16 protein-coding genes are annotated in these 17,181 nt (G+C 43.0%); 10 read left to right on the top strand and 6 right to left on the bottom strand.

The window, feature by feature from the left end; genetic code table 11:
* Positions 1-227 precede the first annotated feature (227 nt).
* Complete coding sequence (locus FTU45_RS09965; RefSeq protein WP_100354792.1) at positions 228-2,015, bottom strand: acyl-CoA dehydrogenase; 1,788 nt, start codon at positions 2,013-2,015, stop codon at positions 228-230.
* 114 nt (positions 2,016-2,129) lie between these two features.
* Here FTU45_RS09965 and FTU45_RS09960 point away from each other — a divergent pair, with 114 nt between their 5' ends.
* Positions 2,130-3,110 carry a GlxA family transcriptional regulator gene (locus FTU45_RS09960; RefSeq protein ID WP_005097027.1) on the top strand — a complete coding sequence of 327 codons (981 nt, stop codon included), beginning with the start codon at positions 2,130-2,132 and terminating at the stop codon, positions 3,108-3,110.
* A gap of 6 nt (positions 3,111-3,116) precedes the next feature.
* Here FTU45_RS09960 and FTU45_RS09955 read toward each other — a convergent pair whose 3' ends face one another.
* Both FTU45_RS09955 and FTU45_RS09950 read right to left on the bottom strand, forming a co-directional pair.
* The gene (locus tag FTU45_RS09955; RefSeq protein ID WP_180076349.1) at positions 3,117-4,316 is read right to left on the bottom strand and encodes an MFS transporter; all 1,200 of its coding nucleotides are present in this window, start codon (positions 4,314-4,316) and stop codon (positions 3,117-3,119) included.
* Positions 4,316-4,756, bottom strand: coding sequence for a MarR family winged helix-turn-helix transcriptional regulator (locus FTU45_RS09950; protein WP_005170722.1), 441 nt, complete (start codon positions 4,754-4,756; stop codon positions 4,316-4,318). The genes FTU45_RS09955 and FTU45_RS09950 overlap by 1 nt, the downstream gene beginning before the upstream one ends.
* Before the next feature lie 256 nt (positions 4,757-5,012).
* On the opposite strand from FTU45_RS09950, the gene FTU45_RS09945 reads away from it, so the two are divergent.
* The 3 genes from FTU45_RS09945 to FTU45_RS15480 are packed head-to-tail and all read left to right on the top strand — an operon-like array spanning position 5,013 to position 7,576.
* Positions 5,013-6,458, top strand: coding sequence for a cytochrome ubiquinol oxidase subunit I (locus tag FTU45_RS09945; RefSeq protein WP_074382730.1), 1,446 nt, complete (start codon positions 5,013-5,015; stop codon positions 6,456-6,458).
* Positions 6,455-7,459 (top strand): cytochrome d ubiquinol oxidase subunit II, encoded by a 1,005-nt coding sequence (gene cydB / locus FTU45_RS09940; protein WP_005097023.1) that lies wholly within the window; start codon positions 6,455-6,457, stop codon positions 7,457-7,459. Before FTU45_RS09945 ends, cydB begins: the two co-directional genes overlap by 4 nt.
* Positions 7,460-7,468: 9 nt before the next feature.
* The gene (locus tag FTU45_RS15480) at positions 7,469-7,576 is read left to right on the top strand and encodes a DUF2474 domain-containing protein (RefSeq protein ID WP_100328576.1); all 108 of its coding nucleotides are present in this window, start codon (positions 7,469-7,471) and stop codon (positions 7,574-7,576) included.
* 67 nt (positions 7,577-7,643) lie between these two features.
* On the opposite strand, the gene FTU45_RS09935 is transcribed toward FTU45_RS15480, so the two are convergent.
* Together FTU45_RS09935 and FTU45_RS09930 are read right to left on the bottom strand one after the other, a co-directional pair.
* The gene (locus FTU45_RS09935; RefSeq protein ID WP_180076348.1) at positions 7,644-8,198 is read right to left on the bottom strand and encodes a thermonuclease family protein; all 555 of its coding nucleotides are present in this window, start codon (positions 8,196-8,198) and stop codon (positions 7,644-7,646) included.
* Between the two features lie 190 nt (positions 8,199-8,388).
* Positions 8,389-9,306 (bottom strand): LysR family transcriptional regulator, encoded by a 918-nt coding sequence (locus tag FTU45_RS09930; RefSeq protein ID WP_159138086.1) that lies wholly within the window; start codon positions 9,304-9,306, stop codon positions 8,389-8,391.
* A 92-nt stretch (positions 9,307-9,398) separates the two neighbouring features.
* Between FTU45_RS09930 and FTU45_RS09925 the strand changes: the two genes are divergently transcribed.
* The 5 genes from FTU45_RS09925 (at position 9,399) to FTU45_RS09905 (ending at position 14,852) form a co-directional block, all read left to right on the top strand.
* Positions 9,399-10,640, top strand: a complete 1,242-nt coding sequence (locus FTU45_RS09925) for an acyl-CoA dehydrogenase family protein (protein WP_180076347.1) — start codon at positions 9,399-9,401, stop codon at positions 10,638-10,640.
* A gap of 55 nt (positions 10,641-10,695) precedes the next feature.
* On the top strand, positions 10,696-11,817 hold the full coding sequence (locus tag FTU45_RS09920) for a phosphotransferase family protein (RefSeq protein ID WP_180039862.1): 1,122 nt from the start codon (positions 10,696-10,698) through the stop codon (positions 11,815-11,817).
* A complete protein-coding gene (locus FTU45_RS09915) occupies positions 11,814-12,512 on the top strand; it encodes a histidine phosphatase family protein (protein WP_074382732.1) in 699 nt (232 codons plus the stop codon). Before FTU45_RS09920 ends, FTU45_RS09915 begins: the two co-directional genes overlap by 4 nt.
* A 53-nt stretch (positions 12,513-12,565) precedes the next feature.
* Entirely contained in the window at positions 12,566-13,309 is a 744-nt protein-coding gene (locus FTU45_RS09910; RefSeq protein ID WP_005097014.1) for an SDR family oxidoreductase, read from the top strand.
* A 481-nt stretch (positions 13,310-13,790) separates the two neighbouring features.
* The gene (locus tag FTU45_RS09905) at positions 13,791-14,852 is read left to right on the top strand and encodes a fatty acid desaturase (RefSeq protein WP_180001446.1); all 1,062 of its coding nucleotides are present in this window, start codon (positions 13,791-13,793) and stop codon (positions 14,850-14,852) included.
* Positions 14,853-14,893: 41 nt separating this feature from the next.
* Here the strand turns inward: FTU45_RS09905 and FTU45_RS09900 are convergent, their stop codons facing one another.
* Positions 14,894-16,264 (bottom strand): alpha/beta hydrolase-fold protein, encoded by a 1,371-nt coding sequence (locus FTU45_RS09900; protein WP_257224006.1) that lies wholly within the window; start codon positions 16,262-16,264, stop codon positions 14,894-14,896.
* A 182-nt stretch (positions 16,265-16,446) separates the two neighbouring features.
* Here FTU45_RS09900 and FTU45_RS09895 point away from each other — a divergent pair, with 182 nt between their 5' ends.
* Entirely contained in the window at positions 16,447-17,157 is a 711-nt protein-coding gene (locus tag FTU45_RS09895) for an SGNH/GDSL hydrolase family protein (RefSeq protein WP_180076346.1), read from the top strand.
* Positions 17,158-17,181 lie beyond the last annotated feature (24 nt).

The raw sequence follows: 17,181 nt of genomic DNA, 5'->3' as shown, positions 1-17,181 counted from the left end.
AGAAAGTAACTTAGACCAGTGTTGATCATTCAGCATTGTACGAGGCATAGCGAGAAGTAAATTTGGTTTGGCGATTAAATTTTACTTTCTCGCTATTTTTTTGAACAGAAAATGTCAACAGACCCTAATACTCCGCATTGAATGACTAAAAATTAAAGAGTCTGTTTCTAAACTCCTTAACTGATCAGCATTACTTCTTACAGCGCATTTTTATTTAGCTATGAACCTTAAAACCAGTCAGCTTGCATATTCCTGCAGCTATCATCAAAGTTCATCAGTAACTTGGCCTGATGTTCAATTTCAGGCAATTCCCAGCGGATAAAATATTGGGCTGCCTGAAACTTGCCCGCCAAAAAGTCCTGATCTTCTTTTTGATCGGAATTGCCAAATTTAAGATATGCCTGCTGCGCTATGTCTAAGCAGAGCCAGGCAATCATGGTTTTTCCCATCATGTCTAAATAAAGCCCAGAGTTGGCTAATGCTTCATTGATTTGGCCTTGATGCAGAGCCTGACCTAAAACCTGGGTGGTTTTTTGCACGGTAGCCAGATGTTGTTGAAAGCTTTCTGCCAGTGCGACTAACTTGGGATTCTGAATCTCAGACAACGTATGCTGGATGCGTTGCATCAACAGGCTGAGTCCCTTGCCATTGTGCTGCCAGAGTTTACGCCCAAGCAAATCCAGGGACTGAATGCCATACGTGCCTTCATGAATCGGATTGAGGCGGTTATCGCGGTAGCATTGTTCGACCGGATAATCACGGGTATAACCCGCGCCGCCCAAAACCTGAATCGCCAGATCATTGGCTTTTGGGCCATAGGCTGAAGGGAAGGATTTGACCACTGGAGTGATCAGATCAAGCAAGAGGGCACTGTTCTCATCATGTGCTGCCTGATGTTCATCAATCAGACGCGCCGCAAATAAACACAGGGCCAGTGATCCTTCGACATAAGCTTTTTGTGCCAGCAGCATACGTTTGACATCACTATGCTCAATAATATTGACCGGTTTGGAATCAGGCGATTTTTCATGTGCAAGACGACCTTGCGGACGGTTTTTGGCATAGTTTAAGGATTCCAGATAACCGCGATAGCCAATCATGGCTGCGCCCAAGCCTACGCCGACACGCGCCTCATTCATCATTTTAAACATATATTTTAAGCCATGACCTGCTTCACCAATCAAATAGCCTAAGCAAGCATCATTTTCGCCAAAGCTTAAAACCGTTGAAGTCGTTCCTCTATAACCCATTTTGTGCAGTAAACCAGCCAGCTGTACATCATTGGATTCACCTATAGAGCCATCTGGATTGGTTTTAAATTTCGGCACAATGAACAGGGAAATACCTTTGACCCCTTGCGGTGCATCCTGAATCCGCGCCAGAACTAGATGAATAATATTTTCGGTAATATCCTGATCACCACCAGAAATAAACATTTTCTGGCCTTTAATGTTATAAGTTCCATCTGCCAGAGGAATAGCTTTGGTCGTTAGATCACCCAGAGAAGAACCGACATTCGGCTCGGTCATGGCCATAGTGCCGGCAAAGCGGCCGCTCAACATATGCGGTAAAAATAGCTGTTTTTGTTCCGGTGAAGCAAAGGCTTGAATCAGATTTGCCGCCGCCGCAGTCAGAAAAGAATAGGCAACAGTTGAAGGATTGGCCGCCATAAAATAGGCATTGCAGGCCATATTTAATAAAGTCGGGAGTTGCATACCGCCATGTTCATAATCATGCTGGGCACAGAGCAGGCCGGCCTCGGCAAACTGCTGCCACGCCGTTTTGACTTCAGCAATGGTTTTGACCTGCTTCCCATCAAAGCTCGGTTCATGCTGATCGGCTTTGGCATTATGCGGGGCAAAGTAATCGGTCGCGATACCCTTGGCTGTATCTAAAATACTGTCAAAGGTATTTTTATCATGCTCCTGATAACGTTCCAGTTTTGTCAGAGCTTCAAGTTTGAAGACATCATAAAGTAGAAAATTAAGATCTTTATCATTTATTAGCTCGGTCACGGTACTGTCCTGAATGTAAAATCCTTGAGATAGCGCCAAGACTAACAGTTGCTTTTATTCAGCAGGATTGTCAATAATGACATCAAACAGGTAAAAAATGACAATGAGATCAAGATGCAGCGAGTCGTAGTTTTGGGTTTTGATGGCGCTCTGGCTTCTGCCATTACCGGTGTCGTCGATTTATTTGCCATGGCCGGTGTGAGCTGGAACCGCATTCAGCAGCAGGATGTACAGCGCCTGTTTAAAGTTAGTATTGCCAGTCCTGATGGACAACCGATTCGTTGTATTAATGGTCTGGAATTACAGGCACATTGTTCCTATCAAGAGATTCAAACTGCAGATATTGTGGTGGTGCCAACCATAGCTGCACCGATTCAGGATGTATTGCAACAAAACCCTGAGCTGATCCGGTTTCTAAAATCTGCTCATGCAGATTCGACCTTAATTGCTGGAAATTGCACCGGAAATTTCTTTCTGGCAGAAGCCGGTATTTTAGATAATCGCGTGGCAACGACGCATTGGGGCTTTCAAGATATTTTCCGGACGCATTATCCGCAGGTCAAATTGAATGCCGATCTGATGATTAGCCGCGACCAGAATATCTATTGCGCGGGTGGTGGCCTGGCCTGGTTCGACTTAGGTTTGCATCTGATTGAACGTTTTTATGGCTTTGAGGTGGCCATGCAATCGGCCAAATCTTTTGTGATTGATTATCGACGCGATAGCCAGCTGTCTTATTCCTTACTCAAGATTGGACAACCGCATCATGATGAACTGGTGCAAAATGTCCAGAACTGGCTGGAGCAGCATTTTCATGAGTCTTTTAGCTTGGATGATATTGCAACACGTTTTAATGTCACCACGCGTACCTTGATTCGCCATTTTAAACAGGCACTGGACTTGCCGCCGAATCAGTATCTGCAAGCGATCCGAATTGAAGCTGCACGCAAACGTCTGGAAGAAACCGATCAGGCGGTGGATGTGATCATGCAAAATATTGGTTATCAGGACCCAAGTTCATTTCGCCGTTTATTTCATAGAAAAACTGGCTTGACGCCGCTGGAATATCGGCGCCGCTTTAGCCGTCGCTTTTAGAAGTGTTTAATAAGAAGGTTGTATTTCCCCCGCTTTACGGCCATGCAACAGGTAATACCAGATCAGACAGCTGATGGTCAGTACAGCAGAGTACAGGTAAAGCTGACGATAGCCGATCTGATCCAGAAGCATGCCGAGGAAATAAGGTCCAAAACCCAAACCTGCATCTAGCGCAATAAAGAAGGTTGAAGTCGCCAGCCCCATACGCTGCAAACTGGTACTTTTTACCGCAATGGTCTGACAGACGGACTGGAGATTACCAAAGCCAAAACCAAGCAGTGCGGCGCTGGCCAATAACATCGTAGCATTATGGGCCTGACTGAGTAATAAAATTCCTAAGGCCATAATCACAATGGCCGGATAGATGATGATGTTTTCACCTTTACGATCCATTAGCGGGCCGGTAAATGGACGTGAAAGCAAAATCGCAATGGCATACATCAGAAAGAAAAAAGAAGCCGTTTCGACTAAATTAATCTCTTTGGCATAGAAATGAATAAAAGATAAGACGCCGGAATAGCAGGTTGCCACAATCAGAACAATCATCGAAATCGGCAAAGCCTTGGGTTCAATATATTGCGCCAGTCTGCTAGATGATTGATTTTCTATATGATTGACTGGATTCGTTATTTTAATCTGTGGCGGCTGAATAAACAGGCTGCAAATCAGGCAGCTGAGTGCGACTACACTGGTAAAAACAAAAATCACCTGATAGTTAAAATTTGACATTAGCCAGATGCCTAAGAAGGGGCCAATCGCTGTGCCAAGGGTGCTGCTCATGCTGAAATAGCCAATTCCTTCACCACGCCGTGTGGCAGGAATGGTCTGTGCAATTACTGTACCCAGTACAGTAGAAGCCATACCCATCATAAAGCCGTGTATCAGCCGGATACCTAATAAAACCTCCAGCTTGGCCGGAATCATATACAGTCCGGAAAAGAGCAGAAAGCCAGTCAAACCAATGACAAGCGTATTTTTTAGGCCCAGAAGATTCAGTAATTTTCCAATCAATAATCGTCCGAATAACGTACCCACAATAAACAGACCTGATACCAGCCCTGCCTGTGCCGTGGTTGCACCTAATTCTGCTACCGAGTAGCCGACAATCACAATCACCAGCAAATAAAACACCAGCACCAACTGGAAATTCACCAGACTGATCAAAATAAAATTGGGAGTCCATAAAGGCGTTTGTTCTTGGCTCATTAAAGTCGATCCTGCGAAGCGGGTTGTAACTGCTGAATGAGCTGCATCAAGATATTTTTACTACTTTCAATATCATCTGAGGCAATTTGCTCAAGCAACTGCTTTTCAAATGCCTCAATCTGTGTGGAACCCAGGGCAAAAGTCTCGACTCCTTGCTCACTCAGTGTGAATAGCTTCTGACGCTTGTCTGCAGTTTCGAGTTGGCTAATTAGACCGAGTTCCACTAAATTCTGGATACGTTTACTGATGCTGGGTTTAGATACGTTCAAATAATGAGAAATATCCATCAGGGTACATTGCTGATGCGTCTGAATCACATACAGCACTTGCCATAAGGAATAATTTAACTGTGAAGATAATAAAATCGTATTTATTTCATCACTGAGTAACCGTGCACAACGTAATAACAAGGCGCGAAATGGAAGAGAGGCAGAAGGCATATAGTTAACCTGGCTAACTAATTTAGAGCCAATTTACGCCTATTTGGGGGATTACACAAGTGGTCACCGTTCAATTAAATATTCACTTGCATATTTAATTAAATAGCGCTTACACATTGTTAACTTGAGTAAAAAATAACCGACAAAAGTCTACATATTGCCAAGCCAAATTAAGCCTAAGCTAAGACCAAGAAAAAACACTTCACTAATAAATCTAAGCAAGGCTCCTACAAATAATTATATATAGGTGAAATGTATGACCCTGGGTTTAACCGCATTAGAGTTAGCGCGAATACAATTCGCCTTTACTGTCTCTTTTCATATTATTTTTCCTGCAATCTCAATCGGATTGGCCAGCTTTTTGGCGATTCTGGAATGGCGCTGGCTCAAAACCCAAGACCCGATTTATCGGGATCTGTTTAAGTTTTGGGTGAAAATCTTCGCTGTAGCATTTGGGATGGGCGTGGTCTCTGGCGTGGTCATGAGCTATCAGTTCGGCACCAACTGGAGTGAATTCTCCCGGATTGCAGGTGGCGTGACTGGCCCATTACTGGCCTATGAAGTTCTTACCGCCTTTTTTCTGGAAGCGGGCTTTTTGGGAATTATGCTCTTCGGCTGGGGACGGGTGGGGCCACGTGCACACTTTTTCTCGACCTTGATGGTCGCGGTAGGCACCTGTATCTCGATGTTCTGGATTTTATCCTCCAATAGCTGGATGCAAACGCCGCAAGGCTTTGCCATCGAAAATGGTCTGTTTGTCCCCAAAGACTGGATCGCCATCGTATTTAACCCGTCATTTCCCTACCGTTTGGCGCATATGGCCATTGCTGCCTTTTTGGTTTCTGCATTGCTGGTGGCAGCCACAGCAGCCTGGCATCTTATTCAGGGCCGTCGTGATGCCTTGGTCAAAACTTCATTTTCCATGGCAATGTGGCTGATTCTGGCACTTGCGCCGCTACAGGTTTTGGTGGGTGATGTACATGGTCTAAATACGCTTGAACATCAACCCGCCAAACTGGCGGCAATGGAAGGTCATTGGGAAACCAATCATGATGGCGGCATGCCTTTATATCTGTTTGGACTGCCAGATATGCAGGCTGAGGAAACCAAATATGCCATCGCCATTCCTAATCTGGGCAGCTTGATCCTGACACATTCCATGGACGGTACTGTCACCGGCTTAAAGGATTTTGCACCTGAAGACCGTCCTAATTCGGCAATCGTGTTCTGGAGTTTTCGGATCATGGTCGGGCTAGGAATGTTGATGCTACTGCTGGCAATCTGGGGAGCATGGTCACGTAAAAAAGGTCGCTTTTATGAATCCCGAGGATTACATCGGTTTGCCCTGATTATGGGGCCTTCCGGTTTTATTGCCATGCTGGCGGGGTGGTTTACGACGGAGGTTGGCCGTCAACCCTGGGTGGTGTATGGCATCATGCGTACCAAAGACGCCCTATCGCCGGTATCGGCAGAGCAGGTAGGCTTGACCCTGATTATCTTTGTCGTGGTCTACTGTGTGGTCTTTGGCGCCGGTATTTATTATATGTTACGACTCATGCACAAAGGCCCGGAATTTATTCATTCTACACCCCCACATGAAATTGATAGTGATGTGATTCAGGCATCTCGCCGGCCATTGAGCAGTATTCGCGAGAGTATTGAGGATGGGGCCGATAATGCAGATCAGGAGAATAAAAAATGATTGATTTGTCATTGATTTGGGTGGTGATCATCGCCGTTGGTGTCCTGATCTATGTCATTCTGGATGGTTTTGATCTGGGCATTGGCATTCTATTTCCGTTTTTTCCGCATCAGGATGACCGTGATGTGATGATGAATACTGTTGCGCCTGTCTGGGATGGCAATGAAACCTGGATGGTATTGGGTGGCGCAGGTTTATTTGCAGCATTTCCGCTGGTCTATTCCACCGTATTATCTGCACTGTATATGCCGATCATCCTGATGGTGATTGCGCTGATCTTCCGTGGTGTTGCTTTTGAATTCCGTTTTAAGGCCAATCGCAGTAAACATTGGTGGGACAAAGCCTTTATTGGTGGTTCTGCGCTGACCAGCTTCCTGCAAGGGGTGATTTTAGGCGCTTATATTCAGGGAATTGAAACCCGAAATGGCATTTATGCGGGCGGCGGGCTGGACTGGTTGACACCATTTAGCCTGTTTACCGGTCTGAGTGTCATGGTGCTGTATGCTGCCTTAGGCTGTGGCTGGCTGATTTTTAGAACGGCCGATCAGTTACAAGACCGTATGTATCAGCTAATGCCAAAAATGATTATCGCCTTATTGATTATCCTGGGCGCTGTCAGTATTTATACGCCGCTGACTCATCCGCAGATTGCGGAACGCTGGTTTAGTCAGCCACAATTTATGTATCTCATGCCCGTGCCGATCTTAGTCCTGTTATTTACCTGGCTGGCTTTACGTGCCTGCAAACAACGTAAGGAACTTAGCCCATTCATGTACATGCTGGTGCTGGTTTTTCTGGCCTATACCGGATTTCTGATCAGTCTCTGGCCTTATATCATTCCACCGTCAGTGACCATCTGGGAGGCGGCAGCGCCAGAAAGTAGTCAATTATTTACCTTAATTGGTGCTTTATTACTTATTCCAATCATTCTGATTTATACCGGCGTGTCGTACTGGGTATTCCGCCATAAAGTGCGGGTCGGGGATGATGGCTATCATTAAGGAGCAACAATGAAAGGGAAGCAGATATTATGGTTTGTGGGCCTATGGATTTTAGGCTTCGTTACTCTGGCTTTAATTGCAGGCGCATTCAGGTTTTTTGTCCATCTGGCGTATTAATTTAAAAATTAAAAAGTGATCTGGCGAGCCGGATCACTTTTTAATAGCGAAGAGAAATCAGCAAAGATTAGGATTTTACCTGTTTTCGATACACACTCGGGCGTACAGGTCGGCTACTTTTCCAGAGCCCTTTTTTCTGTTTTTTGGCTTTGTTTTGCAAGTCTAGCATATAGCGTAAATGGTTTTTATCTTTAATATAATCTTCGTAGACCCATGCTGCGCCGCGTTTCACGATTTCTTCATTGATATTTTTACGATAGCGATAAATGACGCCGACGCAGCGACCATAACGGTCAATATCTGTAATTTTCACGCGAACTATTTTGTTTTTCACCATGCTTTTAACTAGACGCTGTGACTCTTTGCCATAGCTTTGGCTGGATTCTGGCGCATCCACATAGGCAAAACGTAGTCTGGTTTCAGAACGTCTAATATTGAAACGGTAGCAGGTGAGGGTATCCCCATCGCTAACCGCCTTAACACGACACCAGTATTTCTGTCCTTTTTTAAAGGGACGAAATATATCCTTGAGGTAAATGGTGAGTTTGTGCAGCAAATAATAGGAAAAGCATAAGGCAAATAAACCCAGCACAATTTGCCAGGTGGGAGAAAGAGGCAACAAGCTAAAATCCAGATCATCAAAAGAAGCTGTAGAAGAACAACAGCAAGCAGATGCATGATTGTAGAGGAAAGCCCCAAGCACTAGAGTTCAAAAGCTAAACAGTCAGTGTTTTATTTTGTATTTATAAATAGCCTAAGCAATTTAGGTTGAGCCTGACATTTCAGGCTACAATACCAACCATTAGAATAGCCTAAGCAAAAATGTTATTAATTTCGCTTCGCAAAAATTGATGTCTCTTATTTTCCTGTAAATCTTTGTGCCAATACATTCCCATATTAATCTTAGGCAGTTGCACAGGCACTTCAAAAAAATTCAGAATTTTGGCTATCTGTAAATGTTCTAAGATATTGCGTGGCATAGTCAACATCGCTTGGGGATATTGCTCCAAAATTTGCAACGCAGTTGAATAATGCTGACAGCGTAAAAAAATCTGTCTTGAAAGCTGCTTACGGCTCAAATACAGATCTTCAATTAAGATACCTGTACGGCGAGATGATACCCCTATATGTGGGGAGGAAAGATAGGATTGTTCTGAAATTTTATTTTGCTGCGTACAGACGACAAATTCATCTTGTACTAAGGGTTCAAACTGAATTTTATCTCCCAGTTTTTGCTCAAGATCCATGACAAAATCGACCTGCTGCGCCGCCAGGTCAGCACTGATATTTTTACGATCCAGCTTGATGCTACTAAACTGAATATCCAGATTCATTTTCTGAAAATGTGCCACCAACTTTGGAAAAATCATTGGTTCAATTTCATCATGTACGGCAATTTTTAAACTTTGCACCATATTTGGTTGAAATTGTTGATGCTGAATAGAAATACTTTGAATCGTCATCAGGGCATTTTTAATGGCGGGATAAATCTGTTCAGCAAACGGCGTGGGTTGCATTTTTGCACCAAAACGTACGAACAGATCATCCTGCAACTGATTTCTGAGCCGCTGCAAAGCGTGACTAGCAGCAGATTGGGTGATACATAATCGCTGTGCTGCTTTAGAAATACTGTTCTGTTCAAAAATAGCGACAAAAAGTGGATATAAATTGATATCTATACGATGGAAAACACTCATATCCATCAGTGTTTTATTATGAATGCTATGCATGATGAGCTATGGATTAAAATCATTTTATTCATAATAGTTTTTAAGTTAAGGTCTTGTAAAGCAGAATACAAAATATCCAGAGGGAAATAGCCATGTTTGAGTTATCCGCACGCGCGCAAGACTATGTTGAACGAACTAAAAAATTTATTAAAGATGAAATCGAAGCTGTTGAAGCCGATTTTTGGCAGCAAGTGCATGAGTTAAATCAAGGCAGTGACTGGACCAAATGGCAATGGCCGACTGAACTGGAAACTTTAAAAGCCAAAGCCAAAGCAGCAGGGCTGTGGAATATGTTTCTGCCATGTCCTGAACTGGGCCAAGGTTTATCAGTCAATGAATATGCTCATATTGCCGAGCTTTCGGGCCGTAGCCTGATTGCACCGACCGTATTTAACTGTAATGCGCCAGACAGCGGCAATATGGAAGTCCTCTGGCGTTATGGCTCTGAAGAACAGAAACAGCAATGGCTTTTGCCATTACTTGAAGGCAAAATCTGTTCTGTATTTTGTATGACTGAACCGGCGGTGGCTTCTAGTGACGCGACCAATATGCAAGCAACGGCGGTCATCGAAGGCGATGAAATTGTTCTGAATGGCCGTAAATGGTGGTCATCAGGTCTGGGCGATCCTAATGCCAAAGTCATTATTTTTATGGCGCATACGCCAGATGAAAGCAAAGACCGTCATCATCAGCATTCCATGGTTCTGGTTCCTGTCGATACGGCGGGTGTGAAAATCGAAAGAATGTTACCGGTATTTGGCGACTATGATGCACCGCATGGTCATGGTGAAGTCAGTTTTGAAAATGTCCGTGTTCCAGTTGCCAGTTTTATTGGTGGTGCCGGCCAAGGCTTTGAAATTGCTCAAGGTCGTCTCGGGCCAGGCCGTATTCACCACTGTATGCGTTGTATCGGCGCTGCGGAAAAATCTTTGGAGCTGATGATTGACCGCGGTATGAGCCGGACTGCCTTTGGTAAAGAAATTTTAAAACTGGGAGGCAATCTGGAACGTGTTGCTGAAGCACGGGTCGCGATTGATCAAGCACGTCTTTTAACCTTGTATGCAGCCTATAAAATGGATACTTTAGGGAATATGGCGGCTTTGACTGAAATCTCGGCCATTAAAGTGGTTGCGCCAAGTGTATTAGAAAAAGTAGTAGACATGGCCATACAAATTCACGGTGGTGCTGGTGTCTCCCGTGATACGCCACTCACCGGATTCTTTGCTCAGGCACGTGCCCTACGTTTGGCGGATGGACCAGATGAAGTGCATAAAGGTATGATCGCAAAACTGGAACTGGCTAAACGTGGTTACAGTACACGCCATAAAAAATAAGCTTAAACACGATATAAAGTTTGAAGACATTTGAAAAAGAATTGAAGGAAAAATTATGGCAGTTATTGATGTCGGTGGATCGGTTCGTGCAGGTGAGGAACTGGATGTTCAGGCTGTAGGAAACTGGCTGATTGGGCAGGGAGTTCAACTTGAAGGTCCGGTCGAAGTTACTCAATATTCGGGTGGCGCATCGAACTGGACTTATCGTCTGAAATATACCAATGCCGATCTAATTCTGCGTCGTCCACCCAAAGGTACCAAAGCCAAATCTGCCCACGACATGGCCCGTGAATTTAAGGTTCAGCACGCACTTTCCGAGTTTTATCCAGTATTACCAGAGATGGTGGCACTTTGTCAGGATGAATCCGTGATTGGCTGCGACTTCTATGTGATGAAACGCATTGAAGGCATTATTCCACGCGCCAATTTACCCAGAGAACTGAATTTTAATGAAGCTCAGGTACGTGAACTGTGTATTAACGTCATTGATAAGCTGATTGAGTTGCATCAGGTGCCTTATGTGGGTACTGAACTGGAGAAATTAGGCAAAGGCGAGGGCTATTGTCATCGTCAGGTAGATGGTTGGGATGTACGTTATGCCAAAGCCAAGACCTTGAATGTGCCATCTTTCAGATATGTCCGTCAGTGGCTTAAAGACAATACCCCAGCGGATGCTAAAACCTGTCTGATTCACAATGACTGGCGTTTTGATAATGTCATTTTAGATCCAAACGATCCGACTCAAGTCATTGGCGTTCTGGATTGGGAAATGGCGACACTCGGTGATCCATTGATGGATCTGGGTTCAGCTTTGGCTTACTGGGTTGAAGATACGGATAATGCAATTTTTAAAGCCACACGTCGTCAACCCACCAACTTAAAAGGCATGTTTAGCCGTAAAGAAGTGGTGGATTATTATCTGGAAAAAACCGGATTAACCCCTGAAAACTGGACCTTCTATGAAGTCTTTGGAGTTTTCCGTTTGGCGGTGATCGCGCAGCAAATTTATTATCGCTATTATCATAAACAGACCAATAATCCAGCATTTAAAGATTTCTGGATTGTGATTCATGCCTTGCATATTCGTGCCTTAAAACTGATTGGCCGCCAGAAAATTGAGGCCAATGATATTGCACAGAAATATATGACCAAATTTAAGGAGTTGATGCCGAAATGACGACGATTTATTTAATCCGCCATGGACAGGCGTCTTTCGGTGCAGAAAGCTATGACAAACTTTCTCCAAATGGTGAATTACAAGCCAAATTATTGGGTCGCTATTTTGATGAAATTTTAAAAGAAGCACCTTATGTGGTGGCAGGCTCCATGCAGCGTCATCAACAAACGGCGCAATTGGCCTTGGCTGAATGTTTTCCTGAAAGTGAGCCAGTTACAGATTCAGCCTGGAACGAATTTAATCATCAACAAGTCTTTGCTCAATATGAGCCACGCTTTAATCAACCTGAACTGTTGAAAGAAGATGTATCGCAGCATGCCAATCCACGCGCCTATTTAAGTAAAATTTTTGAAGGTGCAATTGAGCGCTGGACTGGCGGTGACTATCACCATGAATATGAAGAATCCTGGCCGGATTTCAAACAGCGGGTGGAAACGGCATTGCAGCATTTGTGTGATGATCTGGCTGAAAAGAAACCGCGCTATGCTGTAGTGTTTACGTCGGGCGGGGTCATTTCGGTTGCTGCGGGCAAAATTCTCGGTTTGTCTCCGAATAAAACTTTTGCTTTAAACTGGGCAATTACCAATACCAGCATGACCACGCTACGTCTGGTAGGCAACCAACCCCAGCTATTAAGCCTAAATGAACATCATTATATTAAAGCGCAACGTCCGGATTTATTGACCTGGATTTAAATCTATATTGCAAATCTGATTGCTTAGAAAAATAAAGGAATAAGGTAAAACACATGGCAAAAACAATTTTAATTACTGGTGCAAGTTCAGGAATTGGTGCAGGTATGGCACGCGAATTTGCTCAGAAAGGCTATAACCTGGCCATCTGCGCGCGTCGCCTGGATCGTTTGGAAATACTTAAACAAGAGTTGGAGAGTCAATACGGCATTCAAGTAATTGCTAAAACTTTAGATGTCACTAATTATGATCAGGTCTTTGACGTATTTCGTGCTTTTAAACAAGATTTTGGCACGATTGACCGGGTGATTGTCAATGCCGGAGTTGGTGAAGGCCGTCGTATTGGCAAGGGAAACTTTGCCATTAATAAGGCCACAGTTGAAACCAATTTTATTTCGGCCTTGGCGCAATGTGAAGCAGCAGTAGAGATTTTCCGGGCGCAAAATTCAGGCCATCTGGTCATGATTTCTTCAATGAGTGCCATGCGCGGTATGCCTAAACATTTAACCGCTTATGGTGCAAGTAAAGCAGGTGTTGCACATCTGGCCGAAGGGATTCGTGCCGAACTGATTGATACGCCAATCAAAGTCACCACAATTTTCCCGGGCTATATTCGTACCGAACTTAATGAAGGCGCCAAGAAACTGCCATTTGAAGTGGATGAAAAAACCGGATCGCGTTTACTTGCTGCTGAAATTGAAAAAGCGCCAGTAAAGGCTTATGTGCCAAAATGGCCATGGCTGCCATTGGGTCTGGCGATGAAAATATTGCCGCTGAAATTGGTGAATAAATTAGGCTAAGGTTTAAAATCTAAAAGCTCCATAAGGGGCTTTTTACTTTTCTAGAACTTCAGAACTTTTTTTGCTGGTAATTTCACTTGAAAAAATTGCTTTGCAAAGTCAACGCTAATGCTGGCGTCAGCAAAGTTGCAGATAAAAATGTGCCAAATACATGCAATATCCTGTGTAAAGAAAACAAAGCTCGTTAATTCGATTAATCAGGATCAGGTAGTTTGATAAGCTTTTAATAATGAAATATTTATTATTTCAAGGCAAACCAAGTTTAATTAATATAGAGATAAATTGCTGTTAAAAAACAGATTTTTTAGAGACTGAATCTCATAAAAAATTACGCATGACCTCCCTGTATTTTTATTCATCTTAGAAAAAGTGCCAAAATTGTCCAAAACTTGGACATACTCGCTCGGACAGTCAAAAGATCACTTCTCTTTTTTTTAATTTCCTTTAATGTGCAACTGTCCAGAAATTAAAGGTTCTCTATATGTCTACATCTTCAGAGATGACAGACCAGCAGCGTATCTCCAAAGTTAGAACTGTGGTGACACAGGCAGGTGAAGATTTACGTAACCGTTATCCAATATTGAAACATCAAAATTTTATTGGTGCCAGTATTCTCGGTTTTGCCTGGGTCGGTATGGTTTTATGCGCATTGGCCTATGCCTATGGCTATCTTTCTGTATGGCTGACGATTCCTTTAATTGCAATTTTTGCTTCATTAACGCATGAATTAGAGCATGACTTAATTCATTATATGTATTTCAAAAAAACGCCCTGGGCACATCACTTGATGCTGGCTTTGGTGTGGTTGGCGCGTCCAAATACCATTAGTCCGTGGGCACGTCGTCGTTTACACCTGCATCATCATAAATATTCTGGAACTGAACATGATCTGGAAGAACGTGGAATCAGCAATGGTATGCCCTGGGGAATTCGCCGGATTTTGATCATCAGTGATCAATTGATGTCGGTTTATCTGCGTCCTTTTCAGATGTTTAAAATGATCCATCTTTTTCTGGAAAAACAGCCTGAAAAAGAACGTAAAATTGCCATGATTTCCCAGCTATTGGGCTTTGTGCCATTAAGCATTCTTTATTATGGCTTATTTTATTTATTTGTCGTGTTCCATGTTTCAAATGCAATCGTGCCTTTATTTGGCTATGAGATGCGCTGGTCGCAAGTCGTAATCGAAGCAATGCCAATCATTAATTTTATTGCAGTCATCTGGCTGATTCCCAATTTTATCCGTTCATTTAGCCTGCAATTTGTCAGCTCGAATATGCATTATTATGGCGATATTGATCCGAGGGATGTCATCAAGCAAACACAAGTACTGACGCCTTGGTGGATGATGCCATTTCAGTTGTTTTGCTGCAATTTTGGGGCCACGCATGCGATTCATCACTTTGTCGTTAAAGAGCCTTTTTATATTCGTCAAATGACCTCGAAAACGGCGCATAAAGTGATGAAAGAAGTGGGCGTACGTTTTAATGACCTGGGCACATTTAAACGTTTAAACCGCTGGAATGATATTCAAACAAAATAAAACTAAATTAAAAAAATCCTGCAAATGCAGGATTTTTTTATCTACTCTTTGGAATTTGCAAAGAAGTACAGCAAAGCATCTTGCAATATCACCTGCCAAATTGCATAGGAATGTGCGCCTTCATAAACCTGATATCTGACCTCATGCCCTTTGGATTTTAAAGCCTGTGCCACGATGGGTGACGTTTCCAGAATACTTAAGTCATTGTTGGTACGCGAAGATTCATAACGATTCGCTGAAATATGAAAATACTGTTGAGGCTGATTCTTTAAGTTATGAATCAATTGATTCATACCATTGATTTTTGAGTGTGGTTCAGGTGACCACCAGAACGAGCCGGATAAAGGCACAGCATGACTAATGTGCTGCGGATTTTCCAAGGCAAGATAAGCTGCACTCAGCCCTCCCAAACTGGAACCGAGAAGAACTGTTTTTTGCTTATCACGTACAATTTTCTGATCGAGCCAAGGCAAAAATTCCTGATTAAAAAAACCTGAAAATTTCGGGTTTGGTGTCAGCTCTTTAGGACGAAGTTCACTATTCGGTGCATGTAAAAAAACCGCTTGAATCGGTGGAAGTTTGCCTTGTTCCACCAGAATATCCAGCACTTTTGGCACATCAACCAAATGGGCATATTCATTTCCATCAAAGAAAATAGCCGTGATATAAGATTGTTGTGCAGTTTTTTTAGATTGATAGATTTCAACGCGACGTTGATTTTTTAAAAACTGGCTGGATAGCTGATAACGTTTTAGTTCAGGCTGCGGATGATCTGGATAGCGTTTAGGATCGATAAAGGGAGGGGCTTGATCCAGGGCGATAATATTTTCATTCCTCAGTTTAGAGGCAGTATTTTCTTTAAGCCAGCGTTTTGGATTCAATGGATCAAGTTGTAATACCTGCAATACAACACGGCGCTGCGCCCGGGGTTCTTTGAGTTCTGGGTTTAAATGTGCACAGTAATTCGATAGATAACCCTCCAGATTTGGTAAATCCACTGCAAAACTATAACTGCCGATATAGCGACGGTTCACAATATTTTCCTTAAACCAGATCTCGGTATCGGGCAGGCGAGTCAACCATTCATGATCATTACTCGGGCCACCGACCAGACGCACATTATGTTTGGCTGCTTTCCATAAAAAAATCAGTCGAACATGATCCTGATCAAGTGGCTCAATAATCGGTGTAGTTTGATTTTGCACTTTTTCCCAGAATTGTTGGATTAATCCCGCTCGGTTTTCAGGAGACTGCTTTAATTGCTGCTGTAAACTTTTTAACAGGTCGCTTTTGGGTTGAACTGCTTCACACGCTGCAGCATAGGGTGCTTGCTCTATTGAAGAAGGTGAATCTGCCAAACTATGTAATGATAGTGCGTTTAGTAAGAGTGTGCTTAAGTATAAGTAGTTCAAATCATCCCCAATTAATTTTAAAAAATAGTAATGATAATTATTATCAATTATAAACACAGATTTGTCTTTCAATTATTTTTATATATTTATTCAATTATTTACATGATGTTTTATCAAAACTCATAGCATGACAGGTTACAATAAAGTTCTAATTCATTGTTTTATATTTAAAGTATAGATTTATGTGGCTGAAAATATCGACTCTTGCATTAATTCCAGTATTGGTAATTCAGGGCAATCGCGTCAAAAAAAACACTGTGCAACTCCCAGAACCGGAGGGTGAACGTGAAGGAACGTGCGGTCAAGGCCAGCCGCTTTCTATACTGATTGTCGGCGATTCTGCGGCTGCCGGCGTTGGGGTAGAGCATCAGGATGATGCATTGCTGGGCGCCATTTTAAAAGATTTGCAGCATGACTTTAAAATTCAATGGAAATTGCATGCAAAAACAGGGGATAGCACAGCTAAAGTGATTCGTGCCATAGAACAACTGGAGACAGAACATTTTGATGTGGTCATTAGCTCGGTTGGTGTAAATGATGTAACCAAGCTCATGCCGGCTGATATCTGGATTCAAAAACAGAAAAAACTATATGCCATGATTCAACAAAAATTCAGTCCTGAACTGGTCATTGCAGCAGGTGTGCCACCCATGAATATGTTCCCGGCATTACCAAATCCTTTGGCCTGGTTATTTGGACAATATGCCAAAAAAATGAATCAGCAACTGGCGAAATTCGTAGCAAGCCAAGACAGCATGCAATGGGTTGAATATGATATTGAAAAATATCGTGCCATGAATTTAGAAATGGCTGCAGATGGTTTTCATCCGAGTAAGGAAGTTTATACACTTTGGGGACAAGAAGTGGCTAGCAAGATTCGGCAAACACTCTAAAATAGTTGAAAGTTCTCAATTTAA

This window comes from Acinetobacter sp. YH12106, from assembly GCF_013418995.1.
GTDB classification, from domain to species: domain Bacteria; phylum Pseudomonadota; class Gammaproteobacteria; order Pseudomonadales; family Moraxellaceae; genus Acinetobacter; species Acinetobacter pseudolwoffii.
Note: the sequence above shows the minus strand (reverse complement) of the source record. Positions and strands in the feature narration are given on the sequence as shown.

Coding starts and splice junctions, on each gene's coding strand:
- FTU45_RS15480 (WP_100328576.1), top strand. CDS start 7,469: ATGAAAGGGAAGCAGATATTATGGTTTGTGGGCCTATGGATTTTAGGC.
- FTU45_RS09910 (WP_005097014.1), top strand. CDS start 12,566: ATGGCAAAAACAATTTTAATTACTGGTGCAAGTTCAGGAATTGGTGCA.
- FTU45_RS09925 (WP_180076347.1), top strand. CDS start 9,399: ATGTTTGAGTTATCCGCACGCGCGCAAGACTATGTTGAACGAACTAAA.
- FTU45_RS09950 (WP_005170722.1), bottom strand. CDS start 4,756: ATGCCTTCTGCCTCTCTTCCATTTCGCGCCTTGTTATTACGTTGTGCA.
- cydB (WP_005097023.1), top strand. CDS start 6,455: ATGATTGATTTGTCATTGATTTGGGTGGTGATCATCGCCGTTGGTGTC.
- FTU45_RS09915 (WP_074382732.1), top strand. CDS start 11,814: ATGACGACGATTTATTTAATCCGCCATGGACAGGCGTCTTTCGGTGCA.
- FTU45_RS09895 (WP_180076346.1), top strand. CDS start 16,447: ATGTGGCTGAAAATATCGACTCTTGCATTAATTCCAGTATTGGTAATT.
- FTU45_RS09905 (WP_180001446.1), top strand. CDS start 13,791: ATGTCTACATCTTCAGAGATGACAGACCAGCAGCGTATCTCCAAAGTT.
- FTU45_RS09945 (WP_074382730.1), top strand. CDS start 5,013: ATGACCCTGGGTTTAACCGCATTAGAGTTAGCGCGAATACAATTCGCC.
- FTU45_RS09920 (WP_180039862.1), top strand. CDS start 10,696: ATGGCAGTTATTGATGTCGGTGGATCGGTTCGTGCAGGTGAGGAACTG.
- FTU45_RS09955 (WP_180076349.1), bottom strand. CDS start 4,316: ATGAGCCAAGAACAAACGCCTTTATGGACTCCCAATTTTATTTTGATC.
- FTU45_RS09930 (WP_159138086.1), bottom strand. CDS start 9,306: ATGCATAGCATTCATAATAAAACACTGATGGATATGAGTGTTTTCCAT.
- FTU45_RS09960 (WP_005097027.1), top strand. CDS start 2,130: ATGCAGCGAGTCGTAGTTTTGGGTTTTGATGGCGCTCTGGCTTCTGCC.